The 26,131-nt window shown below is 70.8% G+C and carries 21 protein-coding genes and 1 riboswitch; of the genes, 14 read left to right on the plus strand and 7 right to left on the minus strand.

The genetic code is table 11. From position 1 onward, the window contains the following. Positions 1-6: 6 nt before the first annotated feature. The 3 genes from AB0I81_RS21675 to AB0I81_RS21685 are packed head-to-tail and all read left to right on the plus strand — an operon-like array spanning position 7 to position 3,580. Entirely contained in the window at positions 7-819 is an 813-nt protein-coding gene (locus tag AB0I81_RS21675) for a c-type cytochrome (protein WP_360659214.1), read from the plus strand. Further along, positions 816-1,931 carry a Rieske 2Fe-2S domain-containing protein gene (locus AB0I81_RS21680; RefSeq protein ID WP_360659216.1) on the plus strand — a complete coding sequence of 372 codons (1,116 nt, stop codon included), beginning with the start codon at positions 816-818 and terminating at the stop codon, positions 1,929-1,931. The genes AB0I81_RS21675 and AB0I81_RS21680 overlap by 4 nt, the downstream gene beginning before the upstream one ends. Continuing rightward, the gene (locus AB0I81_RS21685) at positions 1,928-3,580 is read left to right on the plus strand and encodes a ubiquinol-cytochrome c reductase cytochrome b subunit (protein WP_360659218.1); all 1,653 of its coding nucleotides are present in this window, start codon (positions 1,928-1,930) and stop codon (positions 3,578-3,580) included. The genes AB0I81_RS21680 and AB0I81_RS21685 overlap by 4 nt, the downstream gene beginning before the upstream one ends. 249 nt (positions 3,581-3,829) lie before the next feature. On the opposite strand, the gene AB0I81_RS21690 is transcribed toward AB0I81_RS21685, so the two are convergent. Both AB0I81_RS21690 and AB0I81_RS21695 read right to left on the minus strand, forming a co-directional pair. After that, complete coding sequence (locus AB0I81_RS21690; RefSeq protein WP_360659220.1) at positions 3,830-4,117, minus strand: Lrp/AsnC ligand binding domain-containing protein; 288 nt, start codon at positions 4,115-4,117, stop codon at positions 3,830-3,832. 17 nt (positions 4,118-4,134) lie between these two features. After that, on the minus strand, positions 4,135-5,859 hold the full coding sequence (locus tag AB0I81_RS21695) for a DEDD exonuclease domain-containing protein (RefSeq protein ID WP_360659222.1): 1,725 nt from the start codon (positions 5,857-5,859) through the stop codon (positions 4,135-4,137). 75 nt (positions 5,860-5,934) lie between these two features. On the opposite strand from AB0I81_RS21695, the gene AB0I81_RS21700 reads away from it, so the two are divergent. From AB0I81_RS21700 to AB0I81_RS21710, 3 genes are all read left to right on the plus strand, one after another. Next, the gene (locus AB0I81_RS21700; protein WP_360659224.1) at positions 5,935-7,437 is read left to right on the plus strand and encodes a serine/threonine-protein kinase; all 1,503 of its coding nucleotides are present in this window, start codon (positions 5,935-5,937) and stop codon (positions 7,435-7,437) included. After that, complete coding sequence (locus AB0I81_RS21705) at positions 7,427-8,887, plus strand: serine/threonine-protein kinase (protein ID WP_360659226.1); 1,461 nt, start codon at positions 7,427-7,429, stop codon at positions 8,885-8,887. Before AB0I81_RS21700 ends, AB0I81_RS21705 begins: the two co-directional genes overlap by 11 nt. Positions 8,888-9,250: 363 nt before the next feature. Next, on the plus strand, positions 9,251-10,678 hold the full coding sequence (locus tag AB0I81_RS21710; protein WP_360659228.1) for a hypothetical protein: 1,428 nt from the start codon (positions 9,251-9,253) through the stop codon (positions 10,676-10,678). A 199-nt stretch (positions 10,679-10,877) separates the two neighbouring features. On the opposite strand, the gene AB0I81_RS21715 is transcribed toward AB0I81_RS21710, so the two are convergent. The 3 genes from AB0I81_RS21715 to AB0I81_RS21725 are packed head-to-tail and all read right to left on the minus strand — an operon-like array spanning position 10,878 to position 13,152. Next, positions 10,878-12,452: a PH domain-containing protein gene (locus tag AB0I81_RS21715; protein ID WP_360659230.1), complete on the minus strand. Its 1,575-nt coding sequence runs from the start codon at positions 12,450-12,452 to the stop codon at positions 10,878-10,880. After that, positions 12,449-12,940 carry a PH domain-containing protein gene (locus AB0I81_RS21720; RefSeq protein WP_360659232.1) on the minus strand — a complete coding sequence of 164 codons (492 nt, stop codon included), beginning with the start codon at positions 12,938-12,940 and terminating at the stop codon, positions 12,449-12,451. The genes AB0I81_RS21715 and AB0I81_RS21720 overlap by 4 nt, the downstream gene beginning before the upstream one ends. Next, on the minus strand, positions 12,937-13,152 hold the full coding sequence (locus tag AB0I81_RS21725; RefSeq protein ID WP_360659234.1) for a hypothetical protein: 216 nt from the start codon (positions 13,150-13,152) through the stop codon (positions 12,937-12,939). Before AB0I81_RS21725 ends, AB0I81_RS21720 begins: the two co-directional genes overlap by 4 nt. A 111-nt stretch (positions 13,153-13,263) precedes the next feature. Here AB0I81_RS21725 and AB0I81_RS21730 point away from each other — a divergent pair, with 111 nt between their 5' ends. After that, a complete protein-coding gene (locus tag AB0I81_RS21730) occupies positions 13,264-14,499 on the plus strand; it encodes a histidine kinase (protein ID WP_360659236.1) in 1,236 nt (411 codons plus the stop codon). Between the two features lie 71 nt (positions 14,500-14,570). Then, complete coding sequence (locus tag AB0I81_RS21735; protein ID WP_360659238.1) at positions 14,571-15,233, plus strand: response regulator transcription factor; 663 nt, start codon at positions 14,571-14,573, stop codon at positions 15,231-15,233. Here AB0I81_RS21735 and AB0I81_RS21740 read toward each other — a convergent pair. Then, positions 15,215-16,186, minus strand: a complete 972-nt coding sequence (locus AB0I81_RS21740; protein WP_360659240.1) for a phosphotransferase family protein — start codon at positions 16,184-16,186, stop codon at positions 15,215-15,217. The genes AB0I81_RS21735 and AB0I81_RS21740 overlap by 19 nt on opposite strands. A gap of 249 nt (positions 16,187-16,435) precedes the next feature. Between AB0I81_RS21740 and AB0I81_RS21745 the strand changes: the two genes are divergently transcribed. From AB0I81_RS21745 to AB0I81_RS21770, 6 genes are all read left to right on the plus strand, one after another. Then, on the plus strand, positions 16,436-17,758 hold the full coding sequence (locus tag AB0I81_RS21745) for an NYN domain-containing protein (RefSeq protein WP_360659242.1): 1,323 nt from the start codon (positions 16,436-16,438) through the stop codon (positions 17,756-17,758). A gap of 87 nt (positions 17,759-17,845) precedes the next feature. Then, positions 17,846-18,820 carry a C40 family peptidase gene (locus tag AB0I81_RS21750; RefSeq protein WP_360659244.1) on the plus strand — a complete coding sequence of 325 codons (975 nt, stop codon included), beginning with the start codon at positions 17,846-17,848 and terminating at the stop codon, positions 18,818-18,820. Between the two features lie 656 nt (positions 18,821-19,476). Further along, positions 19,477-19,642: riboswitch (cyclic di-AMP (ydaO/yuaA leader) on the plus strand. Positions 19,643-19,715: 73 nt separating this feature from the next. Then, the gene (locus AB0I81_RS21755; protein WP_360659246.1) at positions 19,716-20,237 is read left to right on the plus strand and encodes a C40 family peptidase; all 522 of its coding nucleotides are present in this window, start codon (positions 19,716-19,718) and stop codon (positions 20,235-20,237) included. Between the two features lie 322 nt (positions 20,238-20,559). Beyond that, positions 20,560-21,366, plus strand: coding sequence for a hypothetical protein (locus AB0I81_RS21760; RefSeq protein WP_360659248.1), 807 nt, complete (start codon positions 20,560-20,562; stop codon positions 21,364-21,366). 11 nt (positions 21,367-21,377) lie between these two features. Further along, positions 21,378-23,243: a M48 family metalloprotease gene (locus tag AB0I81_RS21765; RefSeq protein ID WP_360659250.1), complete on the plus strand. Its 1,866-nt coding sequence runs from the start codon at positions 21,378-21,380 to the stop codon at positions 23,241-23,243. Next, the gene (locus AB0I81_RS21770) at positions 23,240-24,352 is read left to right on the plus strand and encodes a glycosyltransferase family 4 protein (protein ID WP_360659252.1); all 1,113 of its coding nucleotides are present in this window, start codon (positions 23,240-23,242) and stop codon (positions 24,350-24,352) included. Before AB0I81_RS21765 ends, AB0I81_RS21770 begins: the two co-directional genes overlap by 4 nt. 12 nt (positions 24,353-24,364) lie before the next feature. On the opposite strand, the gene AB0I81_RS21775 is transcribed toward AB0I81_RS21770, so the two are convergent. Beyond that, positions 24,365-26,119 (minus strand): AMP-dependent synthetase/ligase, encoded by a 1,755-nt coding sequence (locus tag AB0I81_RS21775; protein WP_360659253.1) that lies wholly within the window; start codon positions 26,117-26,119, stop codon positions 24,365-24,367. Between the last annotated feature and the right edge of the window lie 12 nt (positions 26,120-26,131).

The following is a 26,131-nucleotide window of genomic DNA, read 5'->3' on the forward strand; positions in this document are numbered from 1 at the left end:
ATCTCTGTGGTTAGGATCACCGCTTGGCGGCGGCATCCCCTCGCGAGATACGCCGTCCTGATTTTGGCGTTGGCGCTGGTCGGGATGGTATACGCCGCCTTGGTTCAGGCGGGTAAGCCTGCCGACGCGGCATTGGCGGCGGGCAAGGTCGATGACGTGGCCGAGGGCAGGAGCCTGTTCGAGAAGCACTGCATGAGCTGCCACGGCACCAATGCGCAGGGCATCGACGGCAAGGCCCCCACACTCATCGGCGTCGGCGCCGCGGCCGTCGACTTCCAGATGAGCACCGGGCGCATGCCGGCCGGCGCGCCGGGGCCGCAGGCGCCGCGCAAGCCGCTGCCGGAGTGGGTCAACGAGACCAAGATCCGGCAGATCTCGGCCTACGTGCAGTCGCTGGGCGGCGGCCCGCAGGTGCCCGCGGCCGAGCAGGTGGACGGCAAGCTCGGCGACGCCGGCAAGGGTGGCGAGCTGTTCCGCGCCAACTGCATCCAGTGCCACAACTGGGCAGGCGCCGGTGGCGCGTTGACGCAGGGCAAGCACGCGCCCAGTCTCAACGAGTCGACCCCGACGCAGATCTACGAGGCGATGATCACCGGCCCGCAGGCCATGCCGGTCTTCAACGACACGACGATCACGCCGGAAGAGAAGCGCAGCATGATCGCCTACATCACTCAGGTGCGCGCGCAGAAGGACCCGGGCGGTTTCGGTCTCGGCCGCATCGGCCCGGTGACCGAGGGTCTCGTAGCGTGGATAGTAGGCATAGCCGTCCTCGCACTCGCCGCAATCTGGATCACCGCGAAGAAGCGACAGAAGCCATGACAGACAACGAGCACGAGATCGAGCAGCCGGACGAACGCGTGCCCAAGCGCGTCATCGGCACCCCCGCGCCGGGCACCTCGATGCTCGGCGCCGCGCAGGCGCAGGAAGACGTCGATCAGGACGTCCCCGGCGTGACCCTGCAGGACGAGGCCAAGGCCCGCAAGGCCGAGAAGATCGTGGCGCTCTGCTTCGTCATCACGTTCTTCGCCGCCATCGCCTTCATCATCTCCTACGTGTACTTCCAGGTCGGCTCGCCCGAGGCGACCGGCACCTCCAACCTGGCGCTGGGCTCCTCGCTCACGGTGGCGATCCTGGCGCTGGCGATCGGCATCGTGGTCTGGGTCCGCCAGATCATGCCGAAGTACTCGCTGGTCCAGGAGCGCCACACGATGGCCTCCGACGAGGAGGACCGCGACGTCGTCGCGGACACCTTCGTGCGGGGCGCCAACGAGAGCGGCTTCGTCAAGCGCAAGCTGCTGCGCCGCACGCTGCTGCTGGCGGCCGCGCCGCTCGGCCTGGTGCCGCTGGTGCTGCTGCGCGACCTGGACAACAGCAAGATGGCGGGCGCCAACTTCCACAAGGAGCTGCGCCACACGGTCTGGGGTGAGAAGAACAAGGAGGGCAAGCCGCTCAGGCTCGTCGTCGAGGGCACCGGCCAGCCCATCAGGGCGGCCGACTTCAACTCGCCGGGCGGCATCCTGTCGGTCGTCCCCGAGGGCTACGAGCACGACCTGACGGCGCTCGCCAAGGCCACGCTCATCCTGATCAAGTTCCGTCCGGCCGAGATCAAGGCCGGTACGAACAAGAACTGGACGCACGACGGCATCGTGGCGTACTCCAAGATCTGCACCCACGTGGGCTGCCCCGCCGCTCTGTACGAGCAGACCACCCATCACATCCTCTGCCCGTGCCACCAGTCGACGTTCGACGCCGCCGACGGCGCCAAGGTCATCTTCGGTCCGGCCGCCCGGCCGCTGCCGCAGCTGCCGATCACCGTCGACGCCGAGGGCTACCTCGTGGCCACCGGCGACTTCAACGTGCCGGTCGGCCCCAGCTACTGGGAACGCGGTGACGCCGAGGCCGAGGCCAGGGCGAAGGGAGGCCACGCATGAGCGACCTGAAGACCGTGCCGAAGGCCATCGCCGGCCCGTCGAACTACCTCGACGAGCGGCTCGGCGGGGCCAACGCGCTCAAGCGCAACCTGCGCAAGATCTTCCCCGACCACTGGTCGTTCATGCTGGGTGAGATCGCGCTCTACTCCTTCATCATCCTGCTGCTGACCGGTACGTTCCTGACGCTCTGGTTCAAGCCGAGCATGATGGAGGTCGCCTACGACGGCTCGTACGCGCCGCTCAAGGGCGTCCTGATGTCCGAGGCCTACGCGTCGTCGCTGGAGATCAGCTTCGACGTCCGGGGTGGTCTGCTCATGCGGCAGATGCACCACTGGGCGGCCCTGCTCTTCGTGGCCGGCATGATGGTCCACGCGCTGCGGGTGTTCTTCACCGGCGCCTACCGCAAGCCGCGCGAGCTCAACTGGATCATCGGCGTGCTGCTGCTGACGCTGGCGCTGGCCGAGGGCCTGACCGGCTACTCGCTGCCCGACGACCTGCTCTCCGGCGCCGGTCTGCGGATCACCGAGGGTGTGGCGATCTCGCTGCCGGTGGTGGGCACGTACATCACGTTCTTCCTGTTCGGCGGGGAGTATCCGGGGCATGACGTCGTCTCCCGGTTCTACTCGCTGCACATCCTGCTCATCCCGGGCATCCTGCTGGCGCTGATCACGGCGCACATGGTGCTCATGTGGGTGCAGAAGCACACCCAGATGCCGGGCAAGGGCCGCAACAACAAGAACGTGGTGGGCTCGCCGTTCTATCCTGCCTTCATGGCCAAGGCAGGGGCGTACTTCCTGTTCACGCTGGCCGTGGTGGCCGGTCTGGCGACGTTCACGCAGATCAACCCGATCTGGTTGTTCGGGCCGTACACACCGGCGGACGTGTCGGCGGGTTCGCAGCCCGACTTCTACATGGGCTTCCTCGAAGGCTCGCTGCGGCTCATGCCGGCGTGGGAGATCAACCTCTTCGGTACGACCCAGGCGGGCACGCTGCCACTGAGCGTGATCATCCCGGCATTGGTGCCGATGGGCATCATCATGACGGGCCTGGCGCTCTATCCGTTCCTGGAACGCTGGGTGACCGGCGACAACCGTGAGCACCACGTCGCCGACCGTCCGCGCAACAACCCGCACCGCACCTCGATCGGCATGGCGGCCATCACGTTCTACGGCGTGCTCTGGCTGCTCGGCGCTAACGACGAGATCGCGGCGTTCTTCCACGTGAGCCTGAACCACACCACCTACGCGGGCCGGGTGCTGGTCTTCCTGGCGCCGGCGCTGGCCTACCTGATCACCTACCGCATGTGCCTCGGCCTGCAGCGTTCCGACCAGGCGGTCGTTTCGCACGGTGTCGAGTCCGGTGTGATCAAGCGGCTGCCGCACGGTGAGTTCATCGAGGTCCACACGCCGCCGGCGGAGGACATCGAGGCGCACATGCGGGGCAAGGAGGCGGTGCCGGAGCTGCCGGTGGACGAGGACACCTCGGGCATCCCGCCGAAGGGCATGCGCGGGCCGCTCGGCAAGCTTCGCGGGCGCATGTCGAAGGCGTACGGCGGGGAGAAGATCCCGCTGGACGACGGGCACGGGCACGATGACGAGCACGCGGCCATCGGTTCCGGCAAGGACGAGGACCGCAGCCACAGCCACTGACTCACCCTGACGCCACAACCGCACGGGCCCGGACGAGCCACTCGTCCGGGCCCGTCGGCGTCTCCCGCCGGTTGTTCTTGCGTGGCGTCCTTTCACACCGCCCACGTGGGGGCGCGCCGGCAGCCGGGAACGCCGTGCCACGGACGAGCCTGGCGCGGGGTCAGCCGTGACGGCGGGCCGGGCGTGGGCCGGGTTCCTGCGCGAGGCAGCCGGGCCGGGCGGGAGGGCTGTGCGGGCCGCCGGGCCGGGTCAGTCGGTTTCGGGGAAGCCGATTGAGAAGGCGGCGTCCAGGTCGTGCTTGGAGTAGGCGCGGAAGGCGATGTGGGTCTCGCTGTGCAGCACCCCGTCGACCTTGTTGATCCGCCCCGGGACGACCTCGGCGATCTCCTCGTACGCGGCCACCCGGACCATGGCCATCAGGTCGTACTCCCCGGTGATGGAGTAGACCTCGCTGACCCCGTCGATCTCGGCGATCGTCTGGGCGACCTCCGGGATCCGGTCTACCTCTGCATTGATGTGGACGATAGCCGTGACCATGTAACAACTCTATCCTTTCACCTCAAAGGTCGTCCCTCCCGATTGCGCCTCTGGTCGAGATGCCGGTAAGCGAGGTCGATGCGCGCCTTGTGCCGGGCGGCTCCGCGCGCCGGCAGGCTCCACTCGCCGTCCACCTCCACCAGCCGCACCCCGGGCGACTCCAGCCAGCGCAGTATGCACTCCGTCTCCTCCGCGCTGGCGGCGTGGATGGGACCCGGACCCGGCAGCACGGCCTCGGCGGTGGCCGTCAGGGAGGCGACGAAAGGGGTCGGGTGGGCGCCCTTCGGCATGACGCCCGCGTTGGCCAGCCGGCCGTAGCGGATGACGTGGATGTCCCAGCCGCCGCCGAACGCCGGGCTGGCGGCCACGAGTTGCGGGATACGGGTGATGGCCGTCAGGCGCTGCATGCGGGCCGCCGTACGGACGAAAGCGGCCAGCCGGTCGCGGTCCACGGAGGCCTCCTCGTAGCGCTGTTCGACCGACAGGCGCTCCATGCGCGCCGAGACGGCGGTGAAGACGGGGGAGGCGTCGACGATCATGGCGCGGCGGGCGTTCTCGGCGTGCACGGCGTACTCCTCCGGGCTCTCCCTGCCCTCGCACGGCGCGCCGCAGCGGCCCATCTCGTGCAGCACGCAGGCCGCCCGCCGGGTGCGCAGCGTGACCGGCTGGGTGCACTGGCGCAGCGGGACCGCCTCGTGCAGGGCGATGCGGGCGTCGTCGGCCAGGCGGGCGCTGGTGAAGGGGCCGAGGTAGGTGGCGCCGTCGTCCTTGAGGTCGCGCACGATCGACAACCGCGGGAACACCTCGGTGGTGAGCTTGAGCCACACGACCTTCTCGGGGAAGCGGGAGCGGCGGTTGTAGCGCGGCTTGGCCCCGCCGATCAGGCGCAGCTCCCTGACCTCGGCCTCCAGCGCGGTCGAGCAGACGATGTGGCGTACCCGCTCGGCGATGCCGATCATCTCGCGGATGCGGGGCCGGGTCTCGCCGGCGGTGAAGTAGGAGCGCACCCGGTTGCGCAGGTTGGTGCTCTTGCCGATGTAGAGGGTCTCGCCGCGCTCGTCCTCGAAGAAGTAGACGCCCGGCGCGTGCGGGACGGAGTCGGCCAGGTGGCGCTTGCGCTGCTGCTCGGGCGTGGGAGCCCGGACGAACGACTTGAGCTCCTCCAGCGTGTGCACCTGGAAGGAGCCGGCCCGCTCGATCAGTCCGTGCAGCACGTCCACGGTGGCCCTGGCGTCCTGCAGGGCGCGGTGGCACGGCTCGGTGGGGCTGCGGAAGAACCTGGCCAGCGTGCCCAGCTTGGCGTTGGGCACCTCGTCGCGGGTCAGCACCCGCCTGGCCAGGTCGACCGTGTCGACGACCGGGTTGGCGGGCGGGGGATAGCCCAGCTCGGCGCAGGCGGCCTTGACGAAACGGGTGTCGAAGCCGGCGTTGTGCGCCACCAGCGTGGCCCCGCGGATGAACTCCAGGAAGCTCGGCAGCACCGACCCGATCTTCGGGGCGGCCATCACCATGGCGTCGGTGATGCCGGTCAGCACGGAGATGAACGGCGGTATCGGCCCGCCGGGATCGACCAGCGTGGAGAACTCGCCGAGCACCTCGCCCGCCCGCACCTTGACCGCGCCGATCTCGGTGATGGAGTCCTCGGCGGGCGAGCCGCCGGTCGTCTCGAGGTCGAACACGACGAACGTGACGTTGCTCAGCGGCGTGCCGAGCTCGTCGAGAGTGCCTTGAACCGGGTCCACGAACCAAGACCATAGAGAGGTCGACCGACAGGAACGAGTCTCCACCCCTGTTGATCCTTAGTTACCCTTCCCTGTATGTCCTCGGGAAGACTCGCCGGCCGCTACTCCCTGCTGCGCCCGCTGGGCGCGGGCGGCATGGGGAAAGTGTGGCTGGCCAGGGATGAGATGCTTGACCGCGACGTCGCGGTCAAGGAGCTCACGCTGCCCGAGGGCCTGTCGCCCAAGGAGCGGGCCGACTCGGTGACCAGGGCCGTGCGCGAGGCGCAGGCCACGGCGCGGCTGCGCCACCCCGGCATCGTGGCGCTGCACGACGTGGTCGTCGAGGAGGAGCGGCCGTGGCTGGTGATGGAGCTGCTGCGCGGGCGCACGCTGGCCGAGACCGTGCGCGAGTTCGGTCCCATGCCTCCCGACTACGCCGCCAGGGTCGCCGCAGACGTGCTCGACGCGCTGATGGTCGCCCACGCCCAGGGCCTGCAGCACCGCGACGTCAAGCCGGGCAACGTCTTCCTCACCGAGAGCGGCCGGGTCGTGCTCACCGACTTCGGCATCGCCAGGCAGGAGGGCCAGGCCACGCTCACCGAGCAGGGCCTGATGATCGGCTCGCCGGGGTTCATCGCGCCGGAGCGGCTCGAAGGCCGGCCCGGCGGCCCCGCCAGCGACCTGTGGTCGCTCGGCGCCACGCTCTACGTCGCGCTGACCGGCGCGCCCGTCTACGGCGGGTCGGCGGCGCAGCGCGTGCGCGCCACGCTCACGCAGCCGGTGCCCGAGTTGTCCGGTCCGCTCGGGCCGCTGGTGGCCGCCATGATGGCCTACCAGCCGGGCGCCCGGCCCGACCCGCTGGCGACCGCGCAGGCGCTGCGGCAGGTGGCCGCGGGCGGCCAGGCGCCCCACGTCCCGGTCAACGCCGAGGCGACCGCGCCGCGGGGGGTCAGGCGGCGCGGCCGGGCCGCGCTGTGGATCGCGGCCGGCGCGGTGGTGCTCGCGGCGGCGGGCGCGGCCGGGTTCGTGCTGCTGAAGGACGATGGGGGAGGGACGCCGGAGGCGTTCACCGTGCCCATGGACGTGTGCACGCTGATCGGGGAGCAGGAGGTGGGCAGCTTGCTGCGTACGCAGAATCCCCCGAAGGGGCAGCCGGGCTCCAACGAGGTCGGTCCCAGGTGCGGCTGGCCCGTCGCCGAGACCGGGGTGGGCCTGCAGGTGCAGAAGAACTCCGACACCGTAGACCCCTGGTCCATGACCGAGGCCGCGGCCCGCACCCTGTTCGAGAACCAGAAGCGCTACTGGACCAAGTACGACACGGTCGACTGGACCTGGCCCGAGATCGGCGCGAAGGACTCCACGCGGGCCGCACGTACCCCGATCCGCCAGATCGCCGGCGTCGGCGAGGAGGCGTTCGGCTACGAGCTGAAGGGCCCGGACGGGCGCGTGCACTCCGCGCACGTCTACTATCGGCTGGCCAACCTGGTGGTGAGCGTCGAGTACACCACGCTCACGGAGCGGCCGACCGACGAGGACATCAAGCAGTCGGCCCTGAAGGCCGCGCAGGCGAGCGAACGGGCGTTGCGCAATGCCGGATGACCTCTACCTCCTGGCCGGCCGTTACCGGCTGATCGAGCGGCTCGGGCAGGGCGGCGCGGGCACGGTGTGGCGCGCGATCGACGAGATGCTCGACCGGCAGGTCGCCGTCAAGCAGGTGCGCATGCCCCAGCGGCTCGACCCCGGCGAGCGGGCGCAGTTCGTCGACCGGGCCATCCACGAGGCGAGGTCGGCGGGACGGCTGCGCGACCCGGCCATCGTGCTCGTGCACGACGTCGTCCTGGAGGGCGACCAGCCGTGGATCATCATGGACCTGTCCACCGGCCGCTCGATGGACAAGGTGATCAAGGAGCAGGGGCCGCTGCCGCCCGAGTTCGTGGCCGCGACCGGGCTGCGCGTGTTGTCGGCGCTGGAGGTCGCGCACGCGCACGGCATCCTGCACCAGGACGTCAAGCCCGCCAACATCCTGCTCGACGCCGACGGTTCGGCGATGCTCACCGACTTCGGCATCGCCGCCCCGATGGGCGGCAGGGGCGACATGTACGGCAGCGCCGGCTCGCCCGGCTACATGGCCCCGGAACGGCTCAACGAGCAGCCCTCAGGCCCGTCGGCCGACCTGTGGTCGCTGGGCGCCAGCCTCTACACCGCCGTGGAGGGCCGCGCGCCGTTCGAGCGGGCGCTGCCCGCCGCGGTCGCCGCGGCGGTGCTGCTGCACGAGCCGCCCTTCCCCACCAGGGCAGGCCGTGACCTGGGCGGCCTGCTCATGGCCATGCTCGCCAAGGACCCCGCGGCCCGTCCCACCTCGGCCCAGGTGCGCCAGGCCCTGACAAGGCTGACCGGCTCCGACACCGCGCCGCGCCGCCACCGTCACGCGGGCCGCCCCCGCCGGTGGCTGCTGCCCGCCGTGCTCGCCGCCGTCGTGGCGCTGGGCGGGGGCGGCTGGTACGCCGTCACCGCGTTCGCCGGCGCCGGCCAGGAGATCGGCGCGTACGCCAAGGCCCCCGACCCGTGCACGCTCCTCACCGACGCCGAGGTCACCGAGCTGATGGAGGGCGCTCCCTCGCGCGCCAACACCAGGACGGGCGAGTGCCAGTGGCTCATCCGCGAGGGCTCGCTGGGCAGCCGCCGCCTCGTCGTACGCGCGTGGACCGAGCAGCCCGCCGGCGACCTCGGCGGCCCGCAGGTGGCGCAGCGCCGCTTCGCCAGCGAGAAGAGCACCCGCGCCGCGGCGGAGGGCACGAGCGGGCGCCAGGTGTACGGCGGAGTCTCCGACGTCGCCGGGGTGGGCGACTCGGCGATCATCCAGAACGGCTTCAAGGTCCATCTCAACTCCACGACGGACGGCGCGTCGACCAGCACGCTGCTCTTCCGTACGAGCAACCTGCTGGGAGAGGTGATCTGGTACCGCGAGGACGTGTCGGCGGACGCCCCGAAGGACGCCGGGACGCCCATCTCCGCCGCCCGGCTGGTCTTCGCGGCGCTGTCGAAATGAGGCGCTTTCGCGCTGCCGTCCAGATGAGGTGCTTTCGTGGTGTGACATCGCAAAAGGGGGCGTTGTCGTAGGGTGGCGTGGCACATGGTGCTGCAAGCACGTTGCAAGGGGTGTGGCTAGCATGTCTCCCCGCAAGTCAGGGCAACCCCAGGAGTCCCAGTGAATCCCGGTAGCGAGTACGAGCCGCCGACCACCCCTCGCCAGGTGCCCGGCAGACAGTTCGAGCCGCCGGGAGCGCCCCAGCAGGGGCCGTACATGCACTCGACACCGCCCGGAATGCAGCCCGGGATGCCACCCGGAATGCCGCCTGGGATGCCCCCGCACGGCATGCCGCCAGGGATGCCACATGGGATGCCGCCCGGGATGCCGCAGCCGCCGCGTCCGGGACGGCCCTCGTGGCTGATGCCCACGCTGGCCGCCGCGCTCGTCGTGCTGGTCGCCGCCGGGGGCGTGGGGGCCTACTTCGTCTACGGCAAGCTCTCCGGCGGCGGGCCGCCCCCGGTCGCCTCCGCGTCACCTTCGTCGCCCGCCACGCAGCCCGCCTCCGCCCCGTCGGCCCCCGACGTGTGCGCCATGCTGCCCAAGGACCAGGCCGAGCGGCTGGTCCCCGACGCGACCGTCGCCCATTCGGCCAAGGACGGCGACTACACCGTCAATCTCACCTGCAACTGGAAGAACGAGCGCATCTCCTTCGGCGAGTTCTGGCGCAACAGGGAGATCGACGTCAGGATCGAGCAGCACAAGGGCGAGGGCGCCAAGACCGGCCGGGCGATGGCCCAGAACTCCTATGAGATGGACTACCGCCAGGGCAAGTACGTCGAGACCGCCAAGCCGTCGCTCGACCCCGATGAGAAGGAGTACGTCTCCCCGATCAAGGACCTGCCCGGCGTCGGCGACAGCGCGTTCGCGCAGTACACCTGGCGCCGTAGCGGAGACCTGCTCTGGTACGCCTACGGCCAGGCCCAGGCCCGCGTCGGCGACATGACGATCGAGGTCAAGTTCCAGGCGGGCCAGCAGCGCAAGGACGCCCAGATCCTGACCAACGACACCGCGCAGGCGATCACGGAGGAGAACGCCATCCGCGAGGTGAGCGGCCTGGCCGGGCACTTCGCCAAGGGCGCGGCGGCCTGGCAGGCGCAGAACCCCGACGTGCTGGCCAAGGCCGAGCCGACGGCGCAGGCCACCCTCACGCCCAGCGCCCGACCGACGCCGTCGCCCACCGAACTGGCCGCCTTCCCCGCCGACTGCTCGGCGGTGACGGAGACGGCCACGCGGCTCGTACCGGAGCCCACGACCAGGGCCCGCGGCACGCAGGCGGGCTCCGACAACCAGACCGAGTGCCGCTGGCTCAACCGCGAGTTGTCCGGCGGCGAGGGCATCACCAAGATCCGCAGCGCGCTGATCACCGTGCACCGGTTCACCAACCGGGCGGGCACGGTGGACGAGTCCGCGGCCAAGGCGTACTACGCGACCCAGTACGGCAAGGACAAGACCACGGCCAACTCCTCCCTGGGAGGCATCAAGTGGGGCAAGCTGGCCCAGGTCAAGGGGATGGGCGACGAGGCGTACCAGCAGTACGTGCAGAGCAGGAGCTCCGACGTCTCCGCCTCCAGCGGCACGGTGATCATCCGCAAGGGCCCGGTGGTCGTCCAGGTCGACTACTCGGGTCACCAGCGTCCGGAGGGCGAGGCGACCAACTCGCCCAAGGTTGAGTTCATGCCGGAGAAGGAGGCCGCCGCCGGTGTGCTCACCCTGGCCAAGGCCTATATGGAAGGGCAGGCGGGCGGCTAGCCCGGACTGATCGAAGGGGCGGTTCCCGTGATGGGACCGCCCCTCTTTACTGGTCTTACTGACGATCTCCTTGAGCGGTTAATGGACCTGCAACCCGGTTGCAAGCGGGACAAATACGGTTATGTCTGCAAGCACCTGAGCCGCGCGATCATGTTTGTCCAGTACAGGGGCATGGGCAAGCCGTGGGGGATCACGCGGCTCATTGCTTTTCCCGGGTCAGGAAGGGTTCGAGGAGGCCGGGGACGGCCTGCGCGGCCAGGTCGAGCCCGTCGCCGCGGCCCACGTCCACCACCTCGTAGTGCCCCCGGCCCGCCGCCGTGGTGGCCGAGATCGTCAGCAGGCCGGAGCGCCGCTGGAAGAACGACTCGGTGACCGTCCAGCCCGCGATGCCCGTACGGTCGAGCGCGACCGTACGGCGGACCACGGCGCCCCTCCTGGCCACCAGATGCCTGACGCCCAGCGCGTGCCCGAGGTTCGCGGCGCTCACCACGGCGTGCCACAGCCCGTACGCCAGCACCGCCACGGGCACCAGCCACACCCAGACGCCCACCCAGGCCCACGGCGCCGCCACGGTCGCGACCGCCGCCGCCACCACCGACACGGCCGCCGTGACCATCGCCCGCACGATCCGCCTGCGCGTGGCCGCCGCCGGATGCGGCACCAGCGGGGGCACGCCCGCGCCCGCGACCGCGGTGGCGACCCGCACGGCCAGGGCGCGCGGCACGGGCGGGGTGAGCGCCGCCGCGTCCTCGCCCTCGTTGTCGGCGGACTTGCCCAGCCCGGTGGCGATGGACCTGACCCGGGCCCCGCCGCTCAGCCGCAGCAGCAGCGGCTCGCTGATCTCCACCCCGCGCAGCCTGCGCTCCTGCAGCGTCAGGGAGCGCACGGTCAGCAGGCCCCGGCGCAGCCGCAGCCGGCCGGGCTCGCGCTCCAGGCGGTAGCGGGCCCAGGACTCGGCGAACAGCAGCGCCGCGCCGAGCACGCCGACGACCAGGTTCACCGCGAGCAGCAGCGGCACGGTCAGCAGGGGCTCGGCCGCCAGCCACTCCCACACGCCGGTCGCGATCCGGCTGGTGAACCTCTTGAGCCCGAAGGAGTCGAGTGCCTTGTAGAGCATGCCGAGCACCACCGCCGCGCCCGTGAAGGTCCACACCGACAGCGGCGCGTACCTAATCCACGACCAGCTCAGCTCCGCCAGCGGCCCGTCCTCGCGCGCGGCCTCCTCCTCCTGGTGCAGCAGCGTCCGCCGCAGGGCCTCGGCCTCGTGCCTGCCCAGCGGGTCGAGCGCGACCTCGTCCCCGTCGCCGGCGTGCTCTCCCGTGCCCACCTTGACCACGGTCAGGCCGAACATCCGCAGCACGGGGTCGGCGCGCAGGTCCACGCTGCGCACCCGGTCGCGCGGGATCGAGCGGTGCTGGCGGGTGGCGATGCCCGAGCGCAGTTCGAGGCGGTCGGGGGTGAGCCGCCAGCGGGTGGCACGCAGCCTGAGCAGGTCGTACGCGACCACGCCCGCGACGATCAGCACCGCCGCGCCCGCGCACACGGCCACGATGCCGCCCACCGGCCAGTCGCGGCCCACCAGGAACCGCACCAGCCCGGCCGTCGCGCCCGCCACGAGGGCCAGCGACTTGACCGCGGAGGCGTACACACTCCGCCGCGCGAGCCGCTCCCACACAGCACCACCGGCCGCCAGCTCGGCCGCCGTCCGGGGCGCCGCTTCGCCCACCGTCTCGGTGGTGGATTCCGTCCGTCCGGCGGCGTGTCGGCCGGTCATGTCGCGTCCCCCGGCGTGGCCTGGGTGAGCGCGGTCAGCCGTTCGGCCAGTTCGGCCGCCACCTCGTGGTCCAGCGCCTCGATCTTGATGGCCCCGGCCGAGGACGCGGTGGTCACCGTGACGTCCGCCAGCCCGAACAGCCGCTGCACCGGCCCCCGCGCGGTGTCGACCCGCTGGATCCGCGACATCGGCGCCACCCGCCAGGTGTGCGTCAGCCACCCCTTGCGCGTGTAGACCGCCTCGTCGGTGACCTCCCACCGCTCCACCCGGTAGGCGGCCCGCGGCGCGACCAGGGCCAGCACCAGGCACGCCACCGCGAACACCGCCGCACCCGCGCCGAGCCAGAGCCCCCGCTCGGTGAGGAACCAGTACGCCGCCGGCGCCGCCCCCGCCACCGGCACCATCAGGATGAGCCACTGCACCGTCCACCACCGCACGGCCCGGGGGTCGGCCCGGTTGCGCGGCGGACGCAGCATGGTCGTGCTCATTCGCTCTTCTCCGATTCGGGGATGACCAGCAGCACGAGCCCGAGCACGCCGATCACGATGGCCGCGAACACCTCATATCCCTCCAGGAACGGCACGTGGTTGACCACGATCAGGTCGTGCGCCCACCGCCACCATCCGAGGAGGCCGTTCACCAGGCCGGCCAGACCCTGCAGGAACAGCAGCCAGCCGAACACCTTCAACACCGCTTGCATGCCATCAGCCTCCTCCGCCCGCGGGGTCGCCCGCGTCGGTCCTTGGTCTCCTCAGGCACCGACTTTGGTCGCTGTCGCCCTTCCTCCGGCAGGGCATAACCTCGATGAACGATGAAGGGACTGCGGGGGGATCGCGCCGAGTACCGGTGGGCGCTGCCGTCGGTGCTGCTCGGCGACGGCAGCGCGGGCGGGCGGGTGCGGCGCTCGACGCGCGACTGGTTCGTCGACATCGTCATGTTCCTGGTCGCCTGCGGTCTGACCTTCCTGTCCCTGATCGAGTTGCGGGCCCAGAACCCCTCCGAGCCACTGCTGATGATCGAGCAGGTGACGGGGGCGCTGTCGTGCGCGGCGATCTGGCTGCGGCGCAGGTGGCCGGTCACGCTCGCGGTGGTGACCGCCCTGCTCTCGTCCTACCTGGAGCTGCCGGGCGGAGCCTCGCTGGTGGCGTTCTTCACGGTGGCGGTGCACCGGCCGTTCAAGATCTCGGGGCCGATCACCCTGCTCAATTTCATCACCCTGATTCCCTATGTCTGGTTGCGTCCCCAGAGCGAGCTGGACCAGGTCTGGACGGCGGCGCTCGGTGTCGCGCTCATGCTCACCGCGTTCGCGTGGGCCATCGTGATCAGGGCCAGGCGGCAGCTCGTCTGGACGCTGCGGCAGCGCGCCGACAGCGCCGCCGAGGAGGCCAAGCGGCTCGAACGCGAGCGCATCGCCAGGGAGATGCACGACGTCCTGGCGCACCGCATCTCGATGCTCAGCCTGCACGCCGGCGCGCTGGAGTTCCGGCCCGACGCGCCGCCCAAGGAGATCGCCAGGGCGGCGGGGGCCATCAGGAGCAACGCCCATCTGGCGCTGGAGGACCTGCGCGAGGTGATCGGCGTGCTGCGCCACTCGGCCCCCGGCGACGACGACCTGGTGCCCGACCGGCCGCAGCCGACGCTCGCCGACCTGCCCGCGCTGGTCGAGGAGTGCCGGCAGGCCGGCATGGACGTACGGCTCGACCAGCAGGTCCGTGACATCCCCGAGGGGCTGGGCCGCAACCTCTACCGCATCGCGCAGGAAGCACTCACCAACGCGCGCAAGCACGCGGGCGGCGCGCCGGTGGTGGTCACCGTCGAGGGCAGGCGCGGCGCGGGGCTGTCGGTCGAGGTGCGCAACCCCCTGTGGGCGCGCCACGGCGCGCGCATCCCGGGGGCCGGCGCCGGGCTCATCGGGCTCACGGAACGGGCGGAACTGGCGGGTGGCAGGCTGGGGTACGGTCCCACGCCGGAGGGGGAGTTCGTGGTACGGGCCTGGCTGCCGTGGCCGGTCGAGACGACTCGGGAGGACGGCGTACATGACCGTTGACGGTGGAGACCACTTGGGAGGACGACGCGAATGACCGTTGACGGTGGAGACGACTCGGGAGGACGAGGTAAATGACCGTTGACGGGCCGATCAAGGTGCTGATCGTGGACGACGACGCGATGGTGCGGGCCGGGCTGTCGATGATCCTCGGCGGCGCGGCCGACATCGAGATCGTCGCCGAGGCCGGCGACGGGGCCGAGGTGCCGCCGCTGGTGAGCGAGCACCGGCCCGACGTGGTGCTGATGGACATCCGCATGCCGGGGATCGACGGGCTCACCGCCACCGAGACGCTGCGCCGCACGTCCGAGCCGCCCGAGGTGGTGGTGCTGACCACCTTCCACGCCGACGCGCAGGTGATGCGGGCGCTGCGGGCGGGCGCGGCCGGGTTCCTGCTGAAGGACATCGCGCCCGGTGACCTGGTGCAGGCCATCAGGAAGGTGGCCGCGGGGGAGCCGATCCTGTCGCCGGCGGTGACGCGGCAACTCATCACGCACGTGTCCGACCCGGAGCCCGAGGAGGGCGGCGAACGGGCCAGGAAGCTGCTCGGCCGGCTCAGCGAGCGGGAGCGGGAGGTGGCCACCGCCATCGGGCAGGGCAAGTCGAACGCCGAGATCGGGCGGGAGCTGTTCATGAGCGTGCCCACGGTCAAGGCGCACGTCTCCCGCATCCTGACCAAGCTGAGCCTCAACAACCGGGTCCAGGTGGCGCTGCTGGTCTACGACGCGGGCTCGTAGCCGGCGAGCAGTTCCTCGATGGTGGCCCGGTGCAGCACCAGGTCGTCGGGGTCGTCGGGCATGGGCTGCTCGCCGAAGTGGATCCTGCGCTGCCAGACCCTGGCCATGATGATGCCGTGCCGCAGGGCGGCGTACAACTCGTAGAAGTCCAGGTCGCGCGGCTCGTAGCCGGTCAGCTCGCGGTAGGTGGCGCAGACGTCCTCGCGGCGCATGAAACCGGGCAGGCCGGGCAGGCCCGCGCCGGTCGTGATGTCCTGGAAGAAGCGGTGCAGGAAGATCATCCAGGACAGGTCCAGCTCGCGCGGCCCGACGGCCGCCATCTCCCAGTCGAGCACCGCGACCGGCGTGAAGTCGCGGAACATCATGTTGCCGATCCTGGCGTCGCCCCAGGAGAGCACGTCGGGGCCGGGCTCGTCCGGCCAGTGCTCCTCCAGCCAGGCGAACGCGCGCTCCAGCAGCGGGATGGGGCGCCGGCCGTGCGCCCACGCGTAGTAGGCGCGCTGGGCCGCCACGTGCGCGCGCAGCCCGGCCTCGCCGAGCGGGGCCAGCTCCTCGGCCGTGAAGGCGGTCTGGTGCAGCGCCGCGAGGATCCCCACACTCGCGTCCTGCAGCCGCCGCTGTTCGGCGGGGGAGGCGTCGTGCAGCCAGCCCCCGAACGTGTACGGCATCACGTCCGGCGGCACCTGCCCGTCGGCGCGTTCCATGACGAAGAACGGCGTGCCGAGCGGAGCGGGATCCGGCTCGAACCAGAGGGTGCGCGGCGCTGGGATCCCAGCTTTTTCCCTGGCCAGGCGCATAATCTCGAACTGCGCCCGCAGATCGTATGCAGGGAAGACAGGAACGGCTTCCACCGCAGGTGCGAGCCTGGCTACGCAGCGCGTACTGTCTCCGTTCCAGGTGGCGGTGAAGAACAGGGTCTCGCTCGACAGCCCGTTTTCCGACGGTCTGGACATCTCGGACACCGTGGCGTCCGCACCGAGGCGGCCACGGAGCCAGACGGTGGCTCTTTTCCGTAATTCGTCCAGGTCACGGGTGGAAGTACGCAGCTGTTCCGTCACAGTGGGCCTCCCGGGTGGACATATGCCCCTCGACAGTCGTATACCCCCTAGCAAGCGCTTGTCCATATACGGGTGGCCGTTACGGTCAGGTACGCAACAGCCGTACCCTTGTCTGAAAGGGCATGTCACGAAGGGACAAGTGGGATGAGTTCAGCGGGTGAAGGCCTGTCTCGCCCGCTTCCCGAGCAGGTGCGGCTCAACGTGGTGGACCTGGCCTCCCAGGTCCTCGGGTCGATGCCCGCTGTCGCCATACCGGCACCCCTGCGCGGCATCGCCAAGTTCGACCCGCGCAAACGGGCCAGGCTGGGCGGCGCGCCCATCGCGGCGCAACTGGAGAACGACAAGAAGTTCCGCGAGCTGGTGGCGGAGTCCGTGGCCGCGGGCTGGCCCGAGCTGGTCGCCTCGCTGGCGGAGGGCAACGTGCCCCCGGCGGCCGACCCGGTGATGGTGGCCGCGGCGGCCTACCTCACCCGGCCGCCCGGCTGGGCGGAGATGATCGAGGTCGCCCGCATCGATCTGGAGCAGTCGGCGGTGGCGGCCGAGGGCTCCGAGCGCGAGGAGGTCGTGGCCCGGCTGCGCGAGCAGCTCGCCGCGCAGAAGAGCTCCGCCAAGGAGGAGTCCGACCGGCTGCGCGAGCAGATCAAGATCGCCCGCGGGGAGAACTCCGAGCTGCGCCGCAAGCTGCACGACGCCCGGGAACGGGCCAAGGCCGCGACGCGCAAGGCCGAGGAGTCGGAACGGGGCGCGGAGGAGGCCAGGTCGGCCGCGGTGGCCGCGGGCAGCGCGGGCGAGTCCGAGCTGCGGCGGCTGCGCGAGCGGCTGGCCGATGTGGAGAAGCAGCTCGAAGCCTCGCGCCGGGCCGCCCGCGAGGGCAGGAGCATCGAGGACGCCCGCATCCGGGTGCTGCTCGACGCGCTGCAGGACGCCTCGGCCGGGCTGCGCCGCGAGCTGGCCCTGCCCACCACGATCAGCCGGCCCGCCGACTCGGTCGCGGCGAGCACCGGCGAGCGCCCCGGCGTGCGCGGGATGCCCGCGCGGGCCCTGGCCGACGACGACCCGCAGCTGCTCGACCAGCTCCTGGCGCTGCCACAGGTGCATCTGATCATCGACGGCTACAACGTCACCAAGACCGGCTACGGCACCCTCACCCTCGCCGACCAGCGCAACCGCCTCATGACTGCGCTCGGCGGCCTGGTGGCGCAGACCAGGGTCGAGGTGACCGTGGTCTTCGACGGCGCGGAGCTGAACGCGCCCGTGCAGGTGGTTGCGCCGCGTGGGGTGCGGGTGTTGTTCAGCGCGCCGGGGGAGATCGCCGACGACCTCATCCGCCAGCTCGTGCACGCCGAGCCGCCCGGCCGGGCCATGGCCGTGGTGTCCTCCGACCGCGAGGTGGCCGAGTCGGTCAGGCGAATGGGTGCCAGACCCGTTCCGTCTGGCATGCTGCTGCGCCGGCTGGGCCGCGCATAAATTATGAAAAAGTGGGTTTAGGGCGCTACCTCACCCTGCACTTCTGTACTATTTCGCCCCAGGTACATCCCCCTTGGAGGCGACACAGTGAGGTTTGGTCGGGTGCCGGTGGCCGCAGGTCTGACGATCGGACTGGTGCTGACCCCGGTAGGAGCGGCCCTGGCTGATCCCCGGCCCACCTTGGCGCAGGCAAAGGCCAAGCTCAAGAAGCTCAACGACAAGGCCGACAAGGTCGTCGACCGCTACAACACGGCGACCGAGAACTACAAGAAGTCCAAGGGCACCTACACCAAGCTGAACGACACCTACAAGCGCAAGCTGGCCACGGTCGCCGAACTGCGCGAGCAGGTGGTCGGGATGGCCGTCGACAGCTACAAGCTCGGCGGCGACGTCACCTCCTTCCCCGGCCTCATGGGCTCCGACAACCCCGGCGCCATGCTGACGGGGTGGGCGGTGGCCGGGCAGCTGTCACGGGAGCGGGCCGAGAAGCTGGCGGCCTTCAACGAGGCCAACCGCGGGCTGAAGGCCGATCGCGACAAGGCGCAGAAGGCCCTGCAGGGGGCCGACAAGGAACGCGACTCCGTGGAGAAGGAGCGCTCGGAGATCCGCAAGCTCATCGCCCAGCAGGAGAAGCTGCTCAGGAGGCTGGGCGCCTACAACCCCGGCAACCCCAACAGCACGGGCGTCAAGTACACGGGTCCCGCCTCGGGGAACGCCGCCGCCGCGCTGCGGTTCGCGTATGCGCAGATGGGCAAGCCTTACGTCTTCGGCGGCACAGGGCCGGGCGGGTACGACTGCTCGGGGCTCACGCAGGCGGCCTGGCGGGCGGCGGGCCTGTCGTTGCCGCGTACGACGTGGCAGCAGTGGGCCTGGGGGGCCAGCCGCAAGGTGGACATGGACTCACTGCAGGCCGGGGACCTGATCTTCAGCGAAGGGCTCGGGCACGTCGGCATTTATGCGGGTAACGGGGAAGTCGTCCACGCGCCGCAGACCGGTGACGTCGTGAAGGTCACCAAGCTCTCCAACTACGGCCGGAACGTGGTCGGCGCGATCCGCCCGTAACCCCTTCTCTCTCACTCCCGGCACTCATTCCCGGCCGGTTTCGGTCGTGGTCGTGCGTGGGATTTGGTCCTGCTGGGCTGATCTCACGCTCCTCTCTTCGAGAGTTTCAGCGGTGCCGGATGTTTCGTGATGGTTGGGTGCGGAACGGTGCGTAGCCGAGGCCGTCAGATCGCGTTCGTCTACGATCCGGCATCGTAGATATGGGGCCTGGCTCGATGTGATCCGTCGTTGGTGCAGGTATTGCCGGGAACGGCGTGTGGCGTAGATATGCCGAAATATCGCACTCAATGCGACGGGTGATGCGTGGTCGGCCGGGAGCGCTCCCAGTGGGGATGCTCACGTTTATCCAGTGACAAATGTGACTTAAGGGACGGATGGGACCTGACAAGCGGCTGCTCCGGCAAGTGTGAGCAGGGTCACATTTCGGTAACAGAACCTGGTGTTCCAGCAGGGGTTTCGATACCGACTCATCCCCCTGACTGATCTTTACAGCCTGACGCACCCTTTGCCGATCCTTGACCTTTCGGCGTAGCTTCTGGCGTCGTCGCGGTGAACAAGCCATGTCGCCGCGAACCGGCATCGGTCCCTCCCGATGTGAGACAGATAAAAATCCGCCGGTCGCACCCGACGATCCCCACGGCAAGACCTTCGATCGGGACGGCGACCTGCCGAATCCGTGCAGCCAGGAGGCACGGAACCGGGGACCCAGCGATCCCACGTTTCCCCAGGGATCAGGGGTGAATCGGCGCGCCAATCGCGCCGTAGGGCGACTTCCAGGCCCGAATCCGTCAGCTAACCCGGTAGGCGTTCGTGGAAGACACAAGGAGAAATCCTGTCTAATCCCCTGCAGAACCCCCGCCTGTCCCGCCTTGCCCTGAGTGGCGTTGCACTCACGATGTCCGTGACGGCCGGAGGTCTCATCCTCCATGCCCCAACGGCTCAGGCGGCGACCACGAGCGATTCGGCCGGTTCGACGACCGCGGCGCAAACCACCGTCAAGACGTCGAAGAAGGTCACGGCCGCCCATCGACGGGCAGCCAAGGTCGCTCGGCAGCAAGCGAAGGCCCTCAGGGCCGTCGCCGCGGCCAAGAACCAGATCGGTGACCCGTATCGGTACGGAGGCACGGGACCTGGTTCGTTTGACTGCTCCGGCCTCGTCCAGTTCGCCTGGAAGAAGGCCGGGGTCAAACTCCCGCGTGTGGCGAGCAGCCAGTTCGCCCGAGTCCGGAACAAGATCGCCTGGCGGAACCTCAAGCCTGGTGACCTGATGTTCTTCAGCGGGCTTGGTCACGTAGGTATGTACGTCGGCAAGGGCAAGATGATCCACTCGCCTCGGACAGGCGAACGGGTACGCATCGACAAGCTGGGCGGATGGCGTAAGTCGTCCTTCGTCGGAGCGGTTCGTCCCGGCATGTGAAGAAGCCCCGTCCGGATTCTCGGAGGATTTCCCGGATCCGGACGGGGCTCTCGCATGTCCCCACCAAACCCGCCAACTCCCCACGCCCGCTCGCCCCTCGCCCCGCCCTGGCAGCCCTTGGCCGTCCCGACTCCGGCGGTCTCGGCAGCCCGGCCCTGGGGGCCGGCGGGCGGATACTGAGCTCGTGGTGGCCGGGTAACTTGGGCTCGCGTGACGGCGGGTCACCGGTGAAGGGTTCAGCGGCCGTTTCCTGGAGGGCCATCAGCCGAAGTGCGGCGGGTGGGAAACCACGGCAACGCGTAATGGATGGATGAGGTGTCGGGTGAGGCGGCGAGCGGTGGTGGGGGCTCTGCTGCTGTTCGTCCCCGCCGGCGGCGGGGCGCTCTCCGGCTCGCCGATTCTTCCCCCGCAAGCGCGTGACCTGTGGCCAGGTCGCGCGGTCGTCAGCCGGGGCAGGCGCTCCACCGTCGTCGGGCATGACACCGCCCCGCCCGGCCTGCTCGATGAACTGGCTCGCCGGGCCGACGGCGCGGGGCGGAGGGTCTCGGGCGTGCTCGGCCGCCCGCTACGACCGCTCGTCGTCGTGCCGGAGTCCAAGCGCGAGGCCGCCAGGCTGGCGGGAGTGGCCGGGGTGGACGGGCTGGCGGCCGTGGCCGACGAAGGCCGGGTGATCGTCGTGCCCGAGTACTTCGCCGCGCTCAACCCCACCGGCCGGGACGTGGTCCTGACCCACGAGCTCACCCATGTCGCCGCCGGTACCGATCGCCTCCCGGTCTGGCTGTATGAGGGGTTCGCCGACTACGTGGGCTACCGCGACTCCGGGCTGCCCGTGAAGACGGCCGCCGCCGAACTGGCCGCCGAGGTGCGGGCCGGGCGGCTGCCGAGTGCTTTGCCCGGACCTGAGGCTTTCGCGGCGGATGGGCGTGACCCGGACCGGCTGGCGCGGGCGTACCAGGCCGCCTGGCTGGCGTGTCGCTTCCTGGCTGACCGGTTCAGTGAGGGGACCCTGGTGTGGCTCTACCGTGAGGCCCAGGCGGCCGGCGTCGATCGGGCGCTCGCCTCGCTGGGGCTCTCCGTCGCCACACTGACGGCGCGGTGGCGCGCGTACGTACGAGACCAGCTCGTATGAAGGGGAGGCACATGAGCGACACCGACGACCGCAGAGACACCGGCGACGCGGCGCGCAAAGCCGGCACACGAGACGACGAGCCAAGCGAGGACGGCCTACGGGAGGACGACAGCCCACGGGAAGACGGGCTACGCGAGGACGGGCTCCACGAGGACGGGCTAGCCGAGGGCGGCGCGGAGGGCGGTGCGATGGCCGCCGTGGGCGCGGGCCACGCGGGCGGCAGTACCACCGAGGGAGCGGGCCACGCGGGCGGGACCGCCGTCGGGGGAGCGGGCGCTGGCAGTGGTGCGACCGTTGAGGAGAGGGCGGGCTCCGGCGGTGTGATCGCCGGGGGAGCGGGCACCGGCGTCGGTGAGACCGCTGTGGGAGTCGGTGGACGGGTCGCAGCGGACGCCGTTCCGCCGCGCGGGCGCGGGCTCTTCAGGAAGGCGGCGGGGTCGGAGGGCGCCGCACCGGGTGAGTCGGCGGGGTCGGAGGGCGCCGGACCGGGTGAGTCGGCGGGGTCGGAGGGCGCCGGACCGGGTGAGTCGGCGGGGTCGGAGGGCGCCGGACCGGGTGAGTCGGCGGGTGGTGCGGGGCGGGGCGGGCAGGGGCATCGTGGGAGGATGTCCGTGACAGGGAACGATCCAGAGGCGCCCGCCGGCGGGTCGATGCGGCCCGCGGCCATCGCGCTGGTGCTGCTCGGCCTCGTGATCGTGGCCGTGGCCGCCTTCACCACGCCCTGGCGGGCGCTGACCGCCGCCCCGCCCGACCCGGCACGCGACTTCACCGCCGCCCAGATCGCCAAGGCGCAGGCGTTCGACGCGGCCACCACCCTGCCGAGCTACCTCTCGCTCGCGCTCACGATCATCTTCGCCGGCCTCCTGGTCGCCACCCCGATCGCCCCGAGGGTCCTGGGCCGCCTGAAAGGGCCCTGGTGGCTGCGGGTGATTCTGGGCGTCGCGGTGGTGTCCGCGGCCGTGGAGCTGATCAGGTGGCCGCTCGGGATGTGGTTCGAGACGATCCTGCGCGACTACGGCCTGTCCATCCAGGACTGGGGAGGCTGGGCCGGGGACCGGCTGAAGAACCTGGGCGTGGAGGTGTTCCTGATCTGCGTCATGCTGCTGGCCCTGGTCGCGCTGGCCCGCAGGTTCAGGCGCTGGTGGATCCCGGCCGCGGTGGGCGCGTTCGTGCTGACGGTGGTGACGTCGTTCGTGTATCCGGTGGTGTTCGAGCCGCTGTTCAACGACTTCACCTCCATGGAGCAGGGCGAGCTGCGTACGAACCTGCTGGACATGGCGCGGCGTGACGGCGTGCCGGTCGAGGACGTGCTGGTGGCCGACGCCTCGCGCAGGACGACGGCGCTGAACGCGTACGTGTCCGGCTTCGGCGCCACGCGCCGCATCGTCGTCTACGACACACTGCTGCGGGCCCCGCAGCGGGAGGTCGAGCTGGTCGTGGCGCACGAGCTGGGCCACGCCAAGTACGACGACGTGCTGTATGGCACGCTCATCGGCGGCCTGGGCGCGGGTTTCGGCGCGATCGCGTTGTTCCTGGTCTTCAACTCGGTACGCCGCCGCACCGGCCTCACCTCGATCGGCGACCCGCGCGCGGTGGGCGTGGTCATGGGCCTCATGACCTTCGGCTCCCTGCTCATGGGCCCCGCCCAGAACACGATCAGCCGCCACATTGAGGCCAGGGCCGACGTGCACGCGCTCAACCTCACCCAGGACCCGGCCATGTTCATCGCCATGCAAAAACGCCTGGCCATAACTAATATTTCCGACTTGTCGCCGGATGCGGTGGAATATGTGCTCTATGCCTCCCATCCCTCCGGCCCCGAGCGCATCGCCATGGCCCGCTCATGGGCCAAGCTGAACGGCGTCCCCGAACCGTGACCAACGTGCTGGTCGTCACGAACGACTTCCCGCCCAGGCCGGGGGGCATCCAGTCGTTCGTGCACGGGCTCGCGCTGCGCACGCCGGGCGTGGTGGTCTACGCCCCCGCCTGGCCGCGCTGCGCGGAGTTCGACCGGCGTCAGCCGTTCCGGGTCGTGCGGCATCCGACGCGGCTCATGCTGCCCACCCCGGCCGTCGCGCGCACGGCGGCCGGGCTGGTGGCCGAGCACCGCGCCGAGACCGTGCTGTTCGGCGCGGCGGCGCCGCTGGGCCTGCTCGCCCCGCGCCTGCGCAGGGCGGGCGCGCGGCGGGTGGTGATGCTCACCCACGGCCACGAGGCGTCATGGGCGGGCGCGCCGGGCTTCCGCTCGGTGCTGCGCAGGATCGGCGGGCACGCCGACGTGGTGACCTACCTCGGGGCGTATACGCGCGAGCGGCTGGCCGCCGTCATCCCGGCGGGCAAGCTCGTCCGGCTCGCGCCGGGCGTGGACGTCGACCAGTTCCACCCCGGGGCGGCCAAGGCGGACCTGGGGGTGCCCGGGCGGCCGGTGGTGTTGTGCGTGTCGCGGCTGGTGCCGCGCAAGGGCCAGGACCAGCTCATCAGGGCCTGGCCCGAGGTGCTGCGATCGGTGCCGGACGCGGTGCTGCTGCTGGTGGGCGGCGGCCCGTATCGGGGGACGTTGGAACGGCTGGCGGCGGGGCACGAGTCGATCAGGTTCACCGGCACGGTCTCGGCGGCCAGCCTGCCCGGCTACTACGCGGCATCGGACGTGTTCGCGATGCCGTGCCGTACCAGGCTGAAGGGGGTGGACGTGGAGGGGCTCGGGATCGTGTTCCTGGAGGCGTCCGCGACCGGGCTGCCGGTGGTGGCGGGCGCCTCCGGCGGCGCGCCCGACGCGGTGCGGCCCGGCGAGACCGGCCTGGTCGTGAACGGCCAGGACACGGGCGAGGTGGCGCAGGCCATCGTCGAACTGCTGACCGACCCCGACAAGGCGCGCAAGCTGGGCGCCGGCGGGCGCGACTGGATCGCCCGCGAGTGGGCGTGGGACCAGGTCGCGGCCCGCTTCCATGATCTGCTCAGGCCCGGCCCGATCAACGAGGTGGGATAGTAGCGGGGCGGCTCAGCTTCGCGGTCCGCCGTAGAGGTCGTCGACCTGGGCGGCGAAGTCGCTCATCACCCGGCTGCGCTTGATCTTGAGGGTGGGGGTCAGGTGCCCGCTCTCCTCGGTGATGTCCGCGTCCAGGATCGCGAACTTCTTGATCTGCTCGGCCTTCGACACCGCCAGGTTCGCCCGGTCCACCGCCGCCTGGATCTCCTCCCGCACCTTGGGATCCGAGCGCAGGCCCGCGACCGTGGAGCCGGCGGGCATGGCCTCGGGGTCGAGGGTGATCAGGGCAGCCACGAACGGCCGGCCGTCGCCCACCACCATGGCCTGGGAGATCAGCGGGTGGGCGCGCAGCGCGTCCTCCAGCGGCCCGGGGGCCACGTTCTTGCCGGCCGCCGTGACCAGGATCTCCTTCTTGCGGCCGGTGATCCGCAGGTAGCCGTCCGCGTCCAGCTCGCCGAGGTCGCCGGTGTGGAACCAGCCGTCCGCGTCGATCACGTCGGCGATGGCGTCGTCGTTCTTCCAGTAGCCCTCGAAGACGTTCCTGCCCTTGGCCAGGATCTCCCCGTCGTCGCCGATGCGCAGCGTGACTCCGGGCAGCGGCTTGCCGACCGTGCCGATCTTGTTGGCGCCCGGCATGTTGACCGAGCACGGCGCGGAGGTCTCGGTCAGGCCGTAGCCCTCGAAGACCTCGATGCCGACGCCACGGAAGAAGTGCCCGAGCCGGTCGCCCAGCGCGGAGCCGCCGCAGACCGCGGCCGTGAGCCGGCCGCCGGTGGCCGCGCGCAGCTTGGAGTAGACCAGCTTGTCGAACACGGCCCGGCGCAGCCGCAGCCCGAGCGGGGCGCCGCCCGCGCTCTCGGCCTTGCTCCAGGCCACCGCCACGTCCACCGCACTGGCGAAGATCTTGCCCTTGCCGCCCGCGATGGCCTTCTGCTCGGCGCTGTTGTAGACCTTCTCGAACACGCGCGGCACGCCCAGCAGGAACGTCGGCTTGAAGTCCTGCAGGTCGGGGGCGACGTTCTTCATGTTCGGGGTGTGCGCGATGATCGCGCCCGCCTCGAACAGCACCACCTGGATCATCCGCGCGAAGATGTGCGCCAGCGGCAGGAACAGCAGCGCGGCCGGGTCCTTGCGGGCGAAGAGCGGCTCCAGCGGCCCCCGCAGCACGTTGAGCGCGGTGAACAGCAGGTTGTCGTGGGTGATCCGGCAGCCCTTGGGACGGCCCGTGGTGCCCGAGGTGTAGACGATCGTGGCCAGGTCGGAGGAGGTGACGAGCTTCCTGCGCTCGTCCACCTCGGCGGCGGTGACCTGCCCGGTCTCCAGCGTGCCGTCCACCCGCCAGACATGCCCCAGCTCGGGAGCCGCCTCCTTGACGACCTCCTCGTGCCCGTCCAGCTCGACGAAGATCGCCTTGGCCTCGCTGTCGTGCAGGATCCACCTGACCTGCTCGGCCGATGAGGTCTCATAGATGGGTACGGTCACCGCGCCGACGGACCAGATGGCGTAGTCGATCAGCGTCCACTCGTAGCGCGTACGCGACATCAGCGCGACCTTGTCGCCGTGCCCGACCCCCGCCGCGATCAGCCCCCTGGCCACCTCGACCACCTGGTCACGGAACTCGGACGCGGTGACGAGCGGCCACCCGCCGTCGACCTTGCGGCGCATCACGATCACGTGAGGCTCCTGCTCGGCGCGCCGGAAGACCGTGTCGGCCAGGCCCGCGGAGGCAGGCACATCGACCAGTACGGGGACGCTGTACTCGCGCACGAACTCAACTCC

Source organism: Nonomuraea sp. NPDC050404, from assembly GCF_040655495.1.
GTDB lineage: Bacteria > Actinomycetota > Actinomycetes > Streptosporangiales > Streptosporangiaceae > Nonomuraea.

Excerpts from the sequence above, each read along its gene's own strand:
- AB0I81_RS21680 (WP_360659216.1), top strand. The coding sequence starts at position 816 with ATGACAGACAACGAGCACGAGATCGAGCAGCCGGACGAACGCGTGCCC.
- AB0I81_RS21720 (WP_360659232.1), bottom strand. The coding sequence starts at position 12,940 with ATGAGCACGACCATGCTGCGTCCGCCGCGCAACCGGGCCGACCCCCGG.
- AB0I81_RS21700 (WP_360659224.1), top strand. The coding sequence starts at position 5,935 with ATGTCCTCGGGAAGACTCGCCGGCCGCTACTCCCTGCTGCGCCCGCTG.
- AB0I81_RS21685 (WP_360659218.1), top strand. The coding sequence starts at position 1,928 with ATGAGCGACCTGAAGACCGTGCCGAAGGCCATCGCCGGCCCGTCGAAC.
- AB0I81_RS21735 (WP_360659238.1), top strand. The coding sequence starts at position 14,571 with ATGACCGTTGACGGGCCGATCAAGGTGCTGATCGTGGACGACGACGCG.
- AB0I81_RS21715 (WP_360659230.1), bottom strand. The coding sequence starts at position 12,452 with ATGACCGGCCGACACGCCGCCGGACGGACGGAATCCACCACCGAGACG.
- AB0I81_RS21730 (WP_360659236.1), top strand. The coding sequence starts at position 13,264 with ATGAAGGGACTGCGGGGGGATCGCGCCGAGTACCGGTGGGCGCTGCCG.
- AB0I81_RS21745 (WP_360659242.1), top strand. The coding sequence starts at position 16,436 with ATGAGTTCAGCGGGTGAAGGCCTGTCTCGCCCGCTTCCCGAGCAGGTG.
- AB0I81_RS21710 (WP_360659228.1), top strand. The coding sequence starts at position 9,251 with ATGCCGCAGCCGCCGCGTCCGGGACGGCCCTCGTGGCTGATGCCCACG.
- AB0I81_RS21765 (WP_360659250.1), top strand. The coding sequence starts at position 21,378 with ATGAGCGACACCGACGACCGCAGAGACACCGGCGACGCGGCGCGCAAA.
- AB0I81_RS21725 (WP_360659234.1), bottom strand. The coding sequence starts at position 13,152 with ATGCAAGCGGTGTTGAAGGTGTTCGGCTGGCTGCTGTTCCTGCAGGGT.
- AB0I81_RS21740 (WP_360659240.1), bottom strand. The coding sequence starts at position 16,186 with ATGTCCAGACCGTCGGAAAACGGGCTGTCGAGCGAGACCCTGTTCTTC.
- AB0I81_RS21755 (WP_360659246.1), top strand. The coding sequence starts at position 19,716 with ATGTCCGTGACGGCCGGAGGTCTCATCCTCCATGCCCCAACGGCTCAG.
- AB0I81_RS21690 (WP_360659220.1), bottom strand. The coding sequence starts at position 4,117 with ATGGTCACGGCTATCGTCCACATCAATGCAGAGGTAGACCGGATCCCG.
- AB0I81_RS21705 (WP_360659226.1), top strand. The coding sequence starts at position 7,427 with ATGCCGGATGACCTCTACCTCCTGGCCGGCCGTTACCGGCTGATCGAG.